Genomic DNA, 14757 nt, shown 5'->3' with positions numbered 1-14757 from the left:
ATAAGAGTTTTTCTTATGGTTTTCGCGCATGCCGTTTACAGCCTTTGAAGTTACTTTTTGGAAATAACCATGAAAAAATCCATTATTGCCTCCATGGTGCTGGGCTTAGGGCTAATTGCGCCCACGCTCAGTGCTACTCAATTGGAGACCGAGGCTAGCTTTGAGCGCCAAGCTCAAGCTCATTGGTGGCCGCAGCTACAAACTATTATTGCCGCGCTGCCACAAATGCAGGCGCAAACTTCGCTGTTAAATCAGCAGCGTTACGCCGCAGAAGCAGCCAATCAAGCCATTTATAATCCCGAGCTTGATGTGAGCTATCAAAATGCCACTGAAGATACCTATGGCATAGGCCTGAGCCAGACCATAGATTGGGGTGATAAGCGCGGCAGTGCGACAGCCTTGGCGCAATTAAGCCTGCAGCAAGCACAATTACAACAGCAATTAACTCAAGATCAATTATTGGCATCAGCCTTAACGGCGATAGTGGCCCAAGATATTGCCACTAAAGAATATACCTTTGCCAAGCAGCAATTAGAGCATGCCCAAAAGCAATTAGAGATTGGCCGCAAGCGTGTGGATGTGGGGGATTTACCCCAAGTGGCACTGCAGCAGTTATCCCTTGAACTGGCCAATATTAGTGCTGAATTTGCCTTGGCAGAGCAGGCGCAGTTAACGGCGATGAGTGAAGTGCTGGGGTTGCTGGGGCAAGAGCTGACGCTCACTGATTTTATGAAAGAAGTCAGTGTGGCGAGCTCACAAACCGTGGATGCCCGTTTACCTGCGCTGCAAGTGGCCTATTTGCAAGTGCGTCAAAGTCGCCTATTGCAAGATGTAGTACGCAGCACCACAAGCGTTGACCCAACCGTTAGCGTTAATGCGGAGCGCGAAGGCAGCGAGAATAAATTTGGGGTGGGCATTTCTATTCCACTGCAAATTCGCAACAGCTACCGCGCTGAAACCGCAGCTTCAGTTGAAGCTGTGGTATTAGCAGAGCAAGAGTATTTAGTGATTGAGCGACAAATGCAGCAAGGCTATCAGCTCTTTAGCACAAGCGTGCCTAAGTTGTTAGCGCGCTACCATGATTGGCGCGAGCTGGTGTATCGCTCGGGCTCCGAAGTGGCCAGTTCTTTAGGTCAGCAGTGGCGCAGTGGTGATTTAGCCACAGGTGAATACCTGCAAAGTCAGAGGCAATTAGCCAGTAGCTATCAAGTAGGTTTGCAATTAGAGCAAGCCATTTATAGCCAATGGATTAATTGGATGGCCCAAAGTGGTCAATTATCTCAATGGTTTGAACAGGCTTACGGCCAGTTTCAAGTAACTGCTTCCACATCTTCGGTGACACGCTCATGATTACTACTTCTCTTAATAATTTTCCGCGCATTTCAGCCATTACTTTGGCATTAACCTTAGTGTGGGCCGCGCCGCTGCAAGCCGGCCCTGATCATGATAACGATGAACCCGCAAGCCAAGGGTTAAGTGTTGTGGACGCGCCCAATAACGCTGCGGTCGCGACGTTAACGCCTGTGGATAGCGCATCAAAAGACGCCGCTGAAGATGATCACGAAGAAGGCCTGCATTTATCGCCAGCGCAAATGGCGTTAGCAGGTATTGAGTTGATGCCACTCAAAGACAGTCGCTTTAACTTAGAAGCGGTAGCGACAGCGAGCTTAATTGTCGATCGCGATCAAACCATAGTGTTAGCGCCTGAACTTGCGGTGCGGGTGCAAGAACGCCATGTAGCGCCTGGTCAGCAAGTGACTCATGGTCAGCCATTATTAACCTTGGGCGGCGCCGCAGTAGCGCAAGCTCAAGCTGAGTTTGTTAATGCCAGCGCTGAATGGCGCCGAGTGAAAGCTATGGATAACTCAGCCGTGAGCGCGAGTCGGCGTTTATTGGCCGAAGTGGATGCTGAGCTTAAGCGCGCTATCTTGTTGTCGCTTAAGATGACGCCAGAGCAGATTAACGCGTTAGCGACGCAGCCTAAAAATATCGGTGAGTTCCAATTATTAGCGCCCATTGATGGCCGGGTGCAGCAAGATGTGGCCCAGCGCGGTCAAGTATTTACTGGCGGCGAAGCCTTGATGCAACTGACCAATGAGTCGAGCCTATGGGTGGAAGCTCAAGTGACCCCAGCGCAATCAGCGGGTTTAAGCGTGGGCAGTGAAGCCTTAGTGCGAGTGAATGATAAGTTACTGCCAGCAACCATTATTGGCCGCTCCCATTTACTCGATAACGTAACGCGCACTGAGCAAGTGTTAGCGCGTATGGATAACCCCGGCCATGTGCTTCATGCCGGGCAATTTGCCGAGCTCTATTTAACCACCTCAGAGCAAATGGGCTTAGTGCTGCCAGATACGGCATTAACTCGCTCTAGCGATGGTCACTGGCAAGTGTTTGTGGCCAAAGGCGATGCCTTTGAAGCGGTTGAAGTGACAGTGACTCACAGACAGCGCGGTATGAATCTGGTTACTGGCATGCCGAGTGAAGGCGATGTGGTGATTGCAGGCGCATTTTTCTTAGCCTCTGAACAAGCCAAGTCTGGCTTTGATATTCATAACCACTGAGACCTGACCTATGTTAGCTAATATTATTGAAGCGACCATTCGCCAGCGCTTGCTGGTGATCATGGCGCTGCTGGCAGCAATTGTTGCTAGTGCTTTTATCTTGCCACAACTGGATTTAGACGCGTTTCCTGACGTGACTAACGTGCAGGTGACAGTGAATACCGCGGCCGAAGGCTTAGCCGCCGAAGAAGTCGAAAAACTCATTACTTATCCAGTTGAAGCGGCCATGTACGCTTTACCATCGGTAACAGAAGTGCGCTCGTTATCGCGCACCGGCTTATCGATAGTGACTGTGGTGTTTAGCGAGGGCACAGATATTTATTTTGCGCGCCAGCAAGTGTTTGAAATACTTCAGCAAGCAAAAGAGATGATCCCATCTGGCGTCGGCGTGCCTGAAATCGGCCCTAATACCTCAGGCTTAGGTCAGATTTATCAGTACATGCTAAGGGCTGATAAAGATGCTGGCGTGAGCAGTGATGAGTTAAGAAGTCTCAATGACTACTTAGTAAAGCTGCTATTAATGCCTGTTGGCGGCGTTACCGATGTTTTATCCTTTGGTGGTCATGTCCGTCAATATCAAGTGCAAGTTGACCCGAATAAACTACTGGGTTTTGGCTTAGATTTAAGCCAAGTCACGGCGGCGTTAGAGAGCAATAACCGCAATGCTGGTGGCTGGTTTATGGACCAAGGCCAGGAGCAATTAGTCGTACGTGGCTATGGCATGTTGCCAAGCGGCGATGAAGGTCTTAGCGCCATTGCTTCCATTCCGTTAACTCAGTTTCAGGGCACGCCGGTTAGCATAGGTGATATTGCCAAGATAGATTACGGCAGTGAAATCCGTGTCGGCGCCGTGACTATGTCGCGCCGCACTGATGATGGCGTTGAAAACTTAGGGGAAGTGGTCGCTGGCGTCGTGCTTAAGCGCATGGGCGATAATACCAAGGTGACTATTGATGAAATCAACGCGCGCTTACCGTTAATTCAGCAGTCGTTACCTAAAGGCGTGCATTTTGAGGTGTTTTACGATCAATCCGACTTAGTGACTCAAGCTGTGTCGACTGTGATTGAAGCCTTGTTGATGGCCTTTGTGTTCATCGTGATTGTCTTGCTGTTTTTCTTAACCAATATCCGCGCTACCGCCTTGGTATTACTGTCGATTCCAGTGTCTATTGGTTTGGCATTAATGCTGATGTCGTATTTTGATATGTCGGCCAACTTAATGTCACTTGGCGGCTTAGCTATCGCCATTGGTATGCTGGTGGACGGCTCAGTGGTGATGGTTGAAAACATCTTTAAGCATTTAAGCCGTGACTCCAACGCTACCGTAATGACTAAAGTGGCTGCGGCCGCCAAAGAAGTATGCCGACCTATCTTCTTTGCCAGCTTAATCATTATGCTAGTGTTTGCGCCTTTGTTTTCACTAGAAGGGGTGGAAGGCAAATTGTTCCAGCCAATGGCGGTCAGTATTATTCTTGCCATGGCTTCTGCCTTAATAGTGTCACTGCTTATGGTGCCAGCCTTAGCTGTGTACTTATTTAATTCAGGAGTAAAGGTTCGTCATAACCCTATGTTAGCCGGGCTTGAAGCGACATATCGCCGCTTGTTAGTGGCCACGTTAGCTGCGCCTAAGCGAGTGTTAATTACGGCATTAAGTCTATTTATTCTGACCATGCTGTTATTGCCGCGCCTTGGCACTGAGTTTGTGCCTGAGTTAGAAGAAGGCACCATTAACTTGCGAGTGACCTTAGCCCCGACCGCAAGTTTAGGCGCGGCCATCGACGTAGCCCCTAAGCTTGAGGCCATTTTGCTTGAGTTCCCAGAAGTGGAATATGCCTTAAGCCGCATTGGCGCCCCTGAGCTTGGCGGCGATCCAGAGCCTGTGAGCAACATAGAAGTCTACATTGGTTTAAAGCCAGTGTCTGAGTGGACATCGGCCAGCGATCGCTTTGAGTTACAACACTTGATGCAAGAGCGTTTAGCCGTGTATCCAGGCTTGTTACTGACGTTCTCGCAGCCCATTGCTACCCGAGTGGATGAATTACTCTCAGGGGTAAAAGCGCAGCTTGCTATTAAGCTGTTTGGCCCAGATTTGGATGTGTTATCAGCCAAAGGTCAGCAGTTATCTGAGCTAGTCGCTGGCATTGAAGGCGCTGTGGATGTGTCATTGGAGCAAGTGAGCGGTGAAGCTCAGCTCGTTGTGCGTCCGTATCGCGATCGTTTAGCTCGCTATGGCATAAGTGTCGATCAAGTCATGACCTTAGTGAGTGAAGGCATTGGCGGCGTCAGTGCTGGTCAAGTGATTGAAGGTAACGCGAGATACGATATTCAAGTGCGCTTAGCTGAGCAATATCGAAACTCCCCAGATGTGCTGGAAGACTTACTGCTAACAGGCACCAGCGGCGCTAAAGTGCGCTTAGGCGAAGTTGCCAGCGTTGCCGTTGAAATGGCGCCCCCGAATATTCGCCGTGATGACGTGCAGCGCCGCGTGGTAGTGCAAGCTAACGTCTCTGGCCGTGATATGGGCTCAGTGGTCAATGATATTTACGCCATAGTGCCACAAGCAGATTTACCGCCAGGCTATACCGTCATGGTGGGTGGTCAGTATGAAAACCAGCAAAGAGCGCAGCAAAAGCTGATGCTGGTGGTGCCGATTTCCGTGGCCTTGATTGCCTTGCTGCTGTTCTTCTCGTTTGGTAGCGGTAAGCAAGCGGCGTTAATCATGGCCAACGTGCCATTGGCGCTCATCGGCGGGGTATTAGCCTTGTATTTAAGTGGCACCTATTTATCTGTGCCAAGCTCCATAGGCTTTATTACCTTATTTGGCGTAGCTGTACTTAATGGTGTGGTGTTGGTGGATGCCATTAATCAGCGTCTTGCCACCGGTGAGTCTTTAGATAGCGCTGTGCTTGAAGGCACAGTAGGGCGTTTGCGGCCAGTATTAATGACGGCCTTAACCTCAGCATTAGGATTAATCCCTATCTTAATGTCATCAGGCATAGGTAGTGAGATTCAGCAGCCTTTAGCTGTGGTAGTGATTGGCGGCTTATTTAGCTCGACCGCGTTAACCTTGCTGGTGTTGCCAGCCTTGTATCGCGCTGCGCATCAAGGGCTAGCTCGCCCTGAATAACTGCGCGAAATGAAAACTTAAGCGTTATGAAAAATGCAGCCAAGTGGCTGCATTTTTTTATGTTTCTTATTTTAGAACAGCGTTAAAGCAGCGCTAAAACAGCGGCTTAATGCTGAATTTTTGCTGAGTGACAGCCTCATGAAACTCATCGGCCAACTGCTGGCTTTGAGTCACACTTTGACGCCAGTAACGCAGACGCGTGGCCGTATCTAGCTGACTAAAATCCGTGCGATCTGGCAGCTTATGCAATGGTAAACGCTCAATAAATTTACGGCTTGGCGCTAGCACTAAGGCCCTATCAAACGCCTTAGCATGGCGCCGCCACGGCAGGGATTTATCAAACCAGCCTGGGCTCATATGCGGATAAAAATGCGGGTACAAGGTTAAGCCCTCGGCAAGTGCTAGCTTGAGCTTAAAGTGATAATCACTGATGCCGCCATCAAAATACTGACCAGCAGGCAGATGCTTAATGCCGCGCACACCATCAAGCAATAACGGAATACTGCCGCTTGCCAGTAGTACTTGATTGAGGTTATCGCCGTGGTAATGGGCTTGAATACTATTGAGATCATCCACTTGGCTAAAAGCTTGATACTCGTGCTGCGGCGGGCTAACTAGCACTCGCTCAAAACTGTGATTAAGGAGGCGGCGATGCACAAGGTTAGTCATGGCCGCAAAGCTTAAGCCTAATGCCTGCAAGCTTTTATGGCGACTAGCATTAAGATGCTTAGCGCGGCACACCACAATATGATGGTGAATAAACGGGTTATTAATGATTTCAGATGCGCCATTATCACCAAGGAAATGACTGACTAACGAGTTAACCTTGCAAGTGACTTCCTGCCTACTTGGGCGCGCGCTATAGCTTTGGTCGATATAAGCATCCACTAGGCGATTATAGGCGCTGCGGCTATCGTTTTGCGCTAAACAGGCTAAGCGCCACGCGCCCGATGATGAGCCTAAGGTATGCAGCGGCGTTGTTCTGTCATTAAAAAAGTCACTAAAAAGATAATCATCTAACTTGGCCAAACCTAAAAATTTGGGGCCACCAGAGGCTGCCAGCATTTGGCTAAATAACTGCGGCTGCAATCCTTGCTCACGCAACTGAGTTAAGGCGCTTGGGCCTGCGAGTAACTGTAATCCTGCCACTAGACTTTCCTGTATGAGTTAAATGAAATCGCGCGGCTGTGATTAAATATCAACAAGGGCCGCCTTTACTTGGTCACTAAGTGCAAGAGATTATAGGAATTGTGTGGCGCTGGCGATAATGCGGCTGTGATAAGTTAACTGTGCTAAGTGATGAATCAAAGGTCATTGGGCTTAATGCAACTGATAGTCAACATGAGCTAGATGAAGCAATTATCATGGGATTATGCGCGCGCTTCATGATGATTATTAGCTAGAATAATGGCTCAAATGCCTTGGAGATAACCTAATGTTGGAATCAATTAATCATATAGTGACTGAGCTTAGCCCGTGGCTGCATCAGTATGGTTATCTGGTGTTGGCGCTGGCGGTGGCGGTTGAAGGCTTTGGTATTCCAGCGCCGGGTCAGTCTTTGTTAATCGTGGCGGCTATTTTGGCGGCGGGCGGTCAAATGTCATTGCCATTAGTTATCTTAGTGGCGGCAGTGAGCGCCTTTGGCGGTAACTGTATTGGCTATTATTTAGGGGTTAGATTTGGCAAGGTGCTGCTAGATAAAGGCTGGATAAAGCCCTCCACAGAGCACAAGCTTCATAGTTTTATTGGTCAATATGGCGGCCTTGGCTTACTGATTAGCCGCTTTGTTGAAGGCTTAAAGCAGTATTTATGTTTAGGCTGCGGCATAGCTAAGATGCCAGTGCGCCAATTTTTACTCGGTAACCTATTAGCAACTAGCGTGTGGGCGCTAGTATTTGGTTTAGGGCCTGCGCTCATTGAGCGCGAATTAACCCCAATACTTAATTTTTATCATCAACATCAGCAGTTAAGCTGGATGATTGCATCCCTTATCGTCTTGGCATTACTTGGACTGTTATGGCGCGCTAAGAATCGCCCGCTGGCTTCTTAACTCATTAAGCGCGACTTAACTGTGCACTTATTTATCTGAGATGGAATAAATTTCGCGGCTTAGCTGTCTAATCTTTACGCTATTCGTTATGTGTTTATAAGCATTTAACCCATGCGTTTACGTTAGCCCTAGTCATCTCGACCGCTATTATGCGGAGGCGCGCTATGAAAATTGAAGCTATGTCATTGTTTTCATCTGATATGCTGATTTTGCCTAGGGGGCGGCGTGAAATTCGAGTGGTGCAACCGCAACATCTAGTGACCATAGTTGAATGCCTTAAACTGCAGCAGCAACTGGCCATTGCCATGGAAAGTGAGTCCAACCCACCTTGTTACCCCATAGCCACTCAGTGCCATATTATTGATTTCAATCAGTTAGCTGATAATAGCTTATCGATAGTGGTAGAAGGCATTCAGCGGGTGCGCGTGATTTCGAGCATGAAGCAAAAAGATGGCCGCTTCATGCTACACACTTTACCTAGCCAACACTGGCAGTCTGAGCCGTTAGTGGGGGAATATCATATTGTAAGCTTGGCCTTACAGGAATTTTTTAAGGTGCATCCCGATCTGTTCGATCTTTATGGTGATACCCATTTGCAAGATGCCAGTTGGGTGAGTGAGCGTTGGCTGGAATTATTGCCCATGTATAACAGTGATAAACATCAGTTACTGAGCCAACCCGATTGCCATAAGACGATGAATTTTGTCTTATCTTTGATTCAGCATGAGTTTTGATTGGAATGACTTAAGCGAGCGCAGGTTTAAGATCGCTTGAATGAATTTTGGATTTTTGGATTTTTGGGGTTTAGCGGTATGATCGCGCCACTGATTTTTTGCCGTGAATGATTATGACCTCTGCCCGAGCTGCCCAAGCCTCTTATCTGGTATTACCGCAACACCCTGATCCAAGCGTGACTGTGCTGGCTTACTTGTGTGAGCGTTTCCCCCATATAGAGGGCGCTATTTGGCGCGATCGCATGAGCCAAGGCTTAGTCACTTGGCAAGATGGCAGCTTAATCGATCCCACAAGCCAATATAGATCGTGCGCGCGAGTGTATTATTTCCGTGAAGTCGTGGCTGAAACTAAGATCCCTTTTAAGGTTGAGATCTTGTATCAAGATGCTGAGATAGTGATTGCCTATAAGCCGCACTTTTTACCTGTGACTCCAAGTGGAAATTATGTCAACGAATGCCTAGTGCATCGCTTACGAATAGCCACAGGCATTGATACCTTAGTGCCAGCCCATCGCCTCGATCGCGAAACCGCCGGCATAGTGTTACTGAGCGCCAACCCTGACACGCGCCATCAATATCATGACTTGTTTAAGTCAAAAACCATTAATAAACAGTATCATGCCATAGCTAAGTTAACCGCGGAATTGATTGAGCAATATCAGGTCGGGCAATTACGCCTGCCTGTGGCGTGGACCATTGAAAATCGGCTTAAACCTGCCGATCCCAGCTTTTTAATGCAAGTGGTCGCGGGGGATGCCAATACCCATTCTGAGATCCGCTTAGTGGCCGTTAAAGGTAACCTTGGCCTGTTTGAATTAAGCCCTATTACCGGTAAAACTCATCAGTTACGAGTGCATATGCTAAGCCTTGGTATGCCGCTATTAAACGATCGTTTTTATCCTGAGTTGCAACCTAAAGGCCCAGATGATTTTGAGCGGCCATTACAGTTATTGGCCCGCGAGTTAAGCTTTTGCGATCCTATTACTCATATAGATCATCACTGGCAAGTGCCAGGGCTTGAACTTGAGCGCTGGCTTAGCTAGTGGGCGCTCCAGCACTCTAAGGGATCCATCTAGCTGCCCTGGGGCAACTCTTACTTGGCAGCATTAGCAGGCTTATTTGAACGCGCCATAGGCGAGTAAAACTCGCTAACACTGAGATCGCTATGCACCACTTGAATCGAGATTGGCGCGCCCTTGTCATCAAAATAAACTCGGCCAAAGCCACTTTTATTGACTAAACGTCGCTGCTTACTGTGGTTTGGCCTTAGGCTGCGAATCACCATGCGTTTACGCCGCGTGAGCCAATTAAGCGGCGAGGCGTAACCAAATAGCCAGCGATTACACTTATCAAACCAAGGTAGCAATTTTTCTGGGAATTGATTTTTAAAACCACTGGCGGTGATTTGATGTATGTGCGGGCCGTGTTGGCGAAAGCGAATATGGATATCGTAGGCAAAGGAGTAGTGAACATCGCCAGATAAAATCACAAACTCTTCAGGCGTGCGTCTATGGCGAAAAATACTCAGTAGCGTATTGGCAGTGCCGGGATGCGCCATCCAGTTTTCAGCGTCCACTAATAAGGAGCCGCCAATGGCTGTGACTGTTTTTTGGATAACCTCAATTAGTTTTACCCCAAACATGGGGGCGGGTGACACTAAGATCACTTGCCTTTGATCTAAAATACTCATCTGTAACTGACTTAAGGCTTCCCAGTCCATTAAACCTGAGGGCTTAGCTAAGTTAGACTCTCTATGCCAGCGCTGGGTGCGGGTATCAAGTACCACGACTTTTGGCTGAGTGTTGAGCTCATAGCCCCAAGCGTTATAAGCTAATAACTGATGGATGATGTTATCTTGCTCAGCCCCAAGCATGGGCGGCAGCGCCTCATAATCGACATTATTCAGCCAAGTGCTCACGAATTTAAGCTCGCGACTAAAGCGCTCTGGGCAATTACCTAAGCATTGAAATAGGCTGTAGCCAATCAAGGCATTGCCAATAATTCGCCTTGAAAAATCATGATCATAGGCCGCTTGCTCCCATTTGGCCGTGAGATTCCAATCATCGGTAATGTCATGATCATCAAAAATCATATACACGGGGACATGAGCTAATAAGCGCCTCACCTGACTTAGGCCTGCCTTAAATACTAACAGTTGCTGCCATTGCTGTTGCCAGCGGCTTTGATTGGCTGGTGATAAATCGGGTAATTGATGCGGGATATCAAGGAGTTTCCAAAGCTCTGGCGACCATATCAGCAGATATAAGGCGGTGACTTCCGCAAGGCTTACCAGATGGTTTTCGGCCATGGACGAGGTGAAAATGGGATGATTGCGATACCAGCGGCTAACACTTGTGATCCCAGCATAATTGGTGGTGGGTAAGAGATTTTTATGGCGACCATAAAGCGCGCTAGCATCATAACTAAGCGCTTGGCTGTTTGCGATCGCAGCGCCAGTAAAGCTTTCTTGCGGTAAGCCCAGCATCTTAATGACTTTGGCGATCGCAACTAACATGGGCCCCGCAATATCATCGACATACACTTGATCGCCGCTCATGATCAAAATATCAGGGCGCTGTGATGGCAAAGCTTGCGCGCCTTGCGCCAAGGTTTCATCGGCGGCCACTAAGGCATCGTTACTGTGATGATGAGGCTGACGGCAAGATCCATGGATCACTTGCTCTAAGCGTGGCCGTAAATACAGGGACGGTGAGCGGCAGTGGTCGTAAGTCAGATTGTCTATGCCAGCAAAAAGATCGCCATGCAAGCTATCACGCAAGTGATATTCAATAGCGCGATCCAAAGCTAGCAGCTGATCGCTGCGCCAATGGATCAAATATTGCCAAGCGTGCCTGCCTAAGCGCGTGGCCTCAATGTGGCTGCTATCTAGCAAATAGGGTGCATTATCAAGGCTTAAAGTTAATTGCGCTAAGGGCTTGGAAGTGACTAGCCATAAACTTATATGGCTGCGATCGCTATGCCTAAGCATGGGACCTGCGAGCACTAATGGCAGCGGCGAAGAGGACAAAGGCTTATCCAGCTTATTATCTGAAGATAGGCTTAGGGTAAACAACGGCGCAGCGTTTGCAAAGCGCTAACACTGATTATAAAGATTAACTCATTAAAAAAATTTCCAATAAATTCGCCTTGCTGTTCAATTATTTGATTAATAGCTTAGCGGTTTTTTAGCTAAAACTGCCGCTAAAAATAGCTGGATATCACTCTGCCTAAGATTTACTGAACTAGAGTAAATACAAGGCAGATCTTGAAATTTTCAGCGTGATTCTTGATGTGCTACAAGCTAATAAATCAGGGAGATAATGATGAAAACTAACCAAGGATGGCTGCTATTTACCACGGCATGTCTTAGTGGCATAAGCGCTAGCGCTTTTGCTGGGCAAGCCAATATAGATGCAAGAGCACTAGCTATGGGCGGCGTTGCCGTTGCCAGTAGTCAGCAGGCGGCATCTGTGTTTTATAATCCTGCCTTACTCGCCAAACCTAGCAGTCGTAAAGATGATATCGATCTCTTACTGCCGTCAGTCATGGCAACTTTTTCTGATCGCGACGATCTGCAAAGCGGCTTTGATCAAGTGCAACAAAGTTATGATGGCCTTAATCAAGCCATAAATAATGCCGATGAAGCGCAGATTGATGTTTATCGGCAGCAATTAATTACCAATCTTGAGCAATTAGCCGGTGACAGTGGCTATGTTAATGCGGCTATTGGCGCCGCAGTGGCTATGCCGTCATGGCGCATTCCTGCCGCTGTGTTTTACCAGACCTATGTGGAGGGCATGGGGATTGCCGATGTCACTCAAAGGGATCTTGATGTGTTAGCCGCGCTTGATCCCAGTAATCCGCCCGATACGCGCTCATTAACTTCAAGTGGCACAGCAGTGGCTGGGGCTGTGTCTGAGCTTGGGGTGGCGCTCAGTTATCCCTTATCTATCGTTAACATGCCTGTGACTGTGGGGGTTAGCCCCAAAATTCAGCGTTTAGATAGTTTTAACTATGTGGCGAGCGCTAATAATTTTGAAAATGATGATATTAGCGATGATAAATACCGCAGTAATGCCACTCATTTTAATCTGGATGTGGGCATGACCATAATGCCGCTGCACAATCTGACTTTTGGTTTGAGCGCACGGGATCTTATTAGCCACAGCTTAGACAGTTTAGCTATTGATGGTCAGAGTTTTAGTTTTAATGTTGAGCCTAAATATACCTTAGGTGTGGCTTGGGATTGGCAGCGATTGATGCTGAGCTCAGACATTGATTTAAATAAAGATAAGCCATTTGAGGCTATGCCTGCGAGCCAATATTGGCGCATGGGCGGCGAGCTGAAAGCGACTGACTGGTTATCCTTGCGCTTAGGTTATCGCTATGACATAGAAACTAGCCATGATGATATTTACACCATAGGTTCAGGGGTCAGCATAGGTGATGTTTTTTCGATAGATTTAGCCGGTATGATTGGCTCTGGCGATAGTCTGGGCGCTGCGCTGCAAACCCGTTACCAGTTTTAATTGATTAACTGTTTGAAACATTAACAAGGGGCCTAGGCCCCTTGTTATTGCCATGAGACCTGGATTACTCCATGTCTTCCCATGCGATTCCCATCTCATCCATAATACGCTTGGCATCAGCCGGAATGCTGTCAGGCTTGTCTTTTGACAGGTCTTCATCATCCGGTAATGGCTGGCCAGTGTAGGCATGCAGAAATGCTTCACACAGTAACTCACTGTTAGTTGCGTGGCGCAGGTTGCTAACTTGTCTGCGAGTACGCTCATCAGTCAAGACTTTCAGCACCTTTAAAGGAATAGACACAGTGATCTTTTTCACTTGTTCATTCTTTTTGCCATGTTCAGCATAAGGGCTGATGTAGTCGCCATTCCATTCGGTCATTGATTCACCTGTGATATCAAGAATTCGGGGCAGATTTTAACCCCTTACAATCTCTAGTCAAATTATTGCGGTGTTTTCGGGATCAATGCAAATAGATTTCTTGATGTTTGGATGTCTATCCCGCTAAACGGCTATTGACCTTGATTATTTAATAAGCTAGCTTAGACGTCTAGACATCTATTATGGCATTAAACGGAGTTGATTATGGCCAACAGATATACAGCAACTGCAGCCGTGCGCCAAGGCATTGAAAGTGATACTCAGCATGGGGCGGTAGTGCCACCATTATACCTGTCGACCAATTACAGCTTTAGTGATCATTTAAGTCCACGTGCCTTTGATTACAGCCGCTCTGGTAATCCTACCCGCTGTTTGTTGGCCGAAGCACTCACTGAACTTGAGCATGGCGCCGGCGCAGTAGTGACTGCCACAGGCATGGCTGCCATTACTTTAGTCACAAGTTTACTGACTCCTGAGCAGCTGCTGATTATTCCCCATGATTGTTATGGCGGCAGTTATCGCTTGTTTACTCATTTGGCTGCCAAAGGGCATTTTCAACTTAAAGTCATAGATCAAACCGATGCCGCAGCAATTGATGCCGCCTTAACATTACAGCCTGCTATGTTTTGGCTTGAAACCCCATCCAATCCTTTGCTGCGCATTGTCGATATTGCTGCTATTGCCCACAAGCTTAAAGAGACCGACAGCTTATTAGTGGTAGATAACACTTTTCTGTCGCCAGTCTTGCAGCAACCCTTGTTACTTGGCGCTGACATAGTTGTGCATTCCACCACTAAATACATTAATGGTCATAGCGATGTCGTCGGCGGCGCCGTGATTGCAAAAGATGCCGCCATCGCTGATAAGCTTAACTGGTGGTCCAATACATTAGGCTTAACCGGCGGCGCGTTTGATAGCTATTTAACCTTAAGAGGGCTGCGTACCTTAAGTGTGCGTATGCGCCAACATCAAGAAAACTGCCAAGCTGTGGTGGCCTTATTGCAGCAAAGTACGGCGGTGAGCCAGATTCATTTTCCAGGGCTTAGCTCTCATCCCGGCCACAGCATTGCCGTGCGCCAGCAACAAGGCTTTGGCGCTATGGTGAGTTTTGAGCTTAAGGGCGGCCAAGCGCAATTGACCCGTTTTCTCAGTGAGCTTAAGTTTTTCTCGCTGGCCGAAAGTTTAGGTGGGGTGGAAAGTTTAGTGGCCATTCCTGCCACTATGACCCACAGAGCTATGGATCCAGAGGCGCGGCGTTTAGCGGGTATTAGTGATAATTTGATCCGTTTATCAATAGGCATTGAAGATCCACGGGATCTGGTGGCTGATCTGTCCCACGCATTAGCCGTGGCCAGTGGTTTAGAGGAGTAAGCT

The 14757-nt window shown here is 47.9% G+C and carries 11 protein-coding genes; 8 read left to right on the top strand and 3 right to left on the bottom strand.

Translation table 11 applies throughout. The annotated features are described in order from the left end of the window. The first annotated feature begins 69 nt into the window (after positions 1-69). The 3 genes from FJQ87_RS17785 to FJQ87_RS17775 are packed head-to-tail and all read left to right on the top strand — an operon-like array spanning position 70 to position 5691. Positions 70-1350, top strand: coding sequence for a TolC family protein (locus FJQ87_RS17785; RefSeq protein WP_140933781.1), 1281 nt, complete (start codon positions 70-72; stop codon positions 1348-1350). After that, complete coding sequence (locus FJQ87_RS17780) at positions 1347-2564, top strand: efflux RND transporter periplasmic adaptor subunit (protein WP_140933780.1); 1218 nt, start codon at positions 1347-1349, stop codon at positions 2562-2564. The genes FJQ87_RS17785 and FJQ87_RS17780 overlap by 4 nt, the downstream gene beginning before the upstream one ends. A 10-nt stretch (positions 2565-2574) precedes the next feature. Beyond that, complete coding sequence (locus FJQ87_RS17775; protein ID WP_140933779.1) at positions 2575-5691, top strand: CusA/CzcA family heavy metal efflux RND transporter; 3117 nt, start codon at positions 2575-2577, stop codon at positions 5689-5691. Between the two features lie 93 nt (positions 5692-5784). Here the strand turns inward: FJQ87_RS17775 and FJQ87_RS17770 are convergent, their stop codons facing one another. Further along, positions 5785-6840 carry an alpha/beta hydrolase gene (locus tag FJQ87_RS17770; protein ID WP_140933778.1) on the bottom strand — a complete coding sequence of 352 codons (1056 nt, stop codon included), beginning with the start codon at positions 6838-6840 and terminating at the stop codon, positions 5785-5787. Between the two features lie 286 nt (positions 6841-7126). On the opposite strand from FJQ87_RS17770, the gene FJQ87_RS17765 reads away from it, so the two are divergent. The 3 genes from FJQ87_RS17765 to FJQ87_RS17755 all read left to right on the top strand — a co-directional run bounded on the left by FJQ87_RS17765 (position 7127) and on the right by FJQ87_RS17755 (position 9518). Beyond that, positions 7127-7741, top strand: a complete 615-nt coding sequence (locus FJQ87_RS17765) for a DedA family protein (RefSeq protein WP_140933777.1) — start codon at positions 7127-7129, stop codon at positions 7739-7741. 164 nt (positions 7742-7905) lie between these two features. Further along, entirely contained in the window at positions 7906-8475 is a 570-nt protein-coding gene (locus FJQ87_RS17760; RefSeq protein ID WP_140933776.1) for an LON peptidase substrate-binding domain-containing protein, read from the top strand. A 110-nt stretch (positions 8476-8585) separates the two neighbouring features. Beyond that, the gene (locus FJQ87_RS17755; protein WP_140934196.1) at positions 8586-9518 is read left to right on the top strand and encodes a pseudouridine synthase; all 933 of its coding nucleotides are present in this window, start codon (positions 8586-8588) and stop codon (positions 9516-9518) included. A gap of 50 nt (positions 9519-9568) precedes the next feature. On the opposite strand, the gene FJQ87_RS17750 is transcribed toward FJQ87_RS17755, so the two are convergent. After that, positions 9569-11464, bottom strand: a complete 1896-nt coding sequence (locus FJQ87_RS17750; RefSeq protein WP_140934195.1) for an alkaline phosphatase D family protein — start codon at positions 11462-11464, stop codon at positions 9569-9571. Positions 11465-11795: 331 nt separating this feature from the next. Here FJQ87_RS17750 and traF point away from each other — a divergent pair, with 331 nt between their 5' ends. After that, positions 11796-13004 (top strand): conjugal transfer protein TraF, encoded by a 1209-nt coding sequence (traF, locus tag FJQ87_RS17745; RefSeq protein ID WP_140933775.1) that lies wholly within the window; start codon positions 11796-11798, stop codon positions 13002-13004. 64 nt (positions 13005-13068) lie between these two features. On the opposite strand, the gene metJ is transcribed toward traF, so the two are convergent. After that, positions 13069-13383: a met regulon transcriptional regulator MetJ gene (gene metJ / locus FJQ87_RS17740; protein ID WP_140933774.1), complete on the bottom strand. Its 315-nt coding sequence runs from the start codon at positions 13381-13383 to the stop codon at positions 13069-13071. 204 nt (positions 13384-13587) lie between these two features. On the opposite strand from metJ, the gene metB reads away from it, so the two are divergent. Beyond that, complete coding sequence (gene metB / locus FJQ87_RS17735; protein ID WP_140933773.1) at positions 13588-14754, top strand: cystathionine gamma-synthase; 1167 nt, start codon at positions 13588-13590, stop codon at positions 14752-14754. Positions 14755-14757 lie beyond the last annotated feature (3 nt).

This window comes from Shewanella sp. SNU WT4 (assembly GCF_006494715.1).
Lineage (GTDB): Bacteria > Pseudomonadota > Gammaproteobacteria > Enterobacterales > Shewanellaceae > Shewanella.
Note: the sequence above shows the minus strand (reverse complement) of the source record. Positions and strands in the feature narration are given on the sequence as shown.

Coding starts and splice junctions, on each gene's coding strand:
- FJQ87_RS17785 (WP_140933781.1), top strand. CDS start 70: ATGAAAAAATCCATTATTGCCTCCATGGTGCTGGGCTTAGGGCTAATT.
- FJQ87_RS17780 (WP_140933780.1), top strand. CDS start 1,347: ATGATTACTACTTCTCTTAATAATTTTCCGCGCATTTCAGCCATTACT.
- FJQ87_RS17775 (WP_140933779.1), top strand. CDS start 2,575: ATGTTAGCTAATATTATTGAAGCGACCATTCGCCAGCGCTTGCTGGTG.
- FJQ87_RS17765 (WP_140933777.1), top strand. CDS start 7,127: ATGTTGGAATCAATTAATCATATAGTGACTGAGCTTAGCCCGTGGCTG.
- FJQ87_RS17760 (WP_140933776.1), top strand. CDS start 7,906: ATGAAAATTGAAGCTATGTCATTGTTTTCATCTGATATGCTGATTTTG.
- FJQ87_RS17750 (WP_140934195.1), bottom strand. CDS start 11,464: ATGCTTAGGCATAGCGATCGCAGCCATATAAGTTTATGGCTAGTCACT.
- traF (WP_140933775.1), top strand. CDS start 11,796: ATGATGAAAACTAACCAAGGATGGCTGCTATTTACCACGGCATGTCTT.
- metJ (WP_140933774.1), bottom strand. CDS start 13,383: ATGACCGAATGGAATGGCGACTACATCAGCCCTTATGCTGAACATGGC.
- metB (WP_140933773.1), top strand. CDS start 13,588: ATGGCCAACAGATATACAGCAACTGCAGCCGTGCGCCAAGGCATTGAA.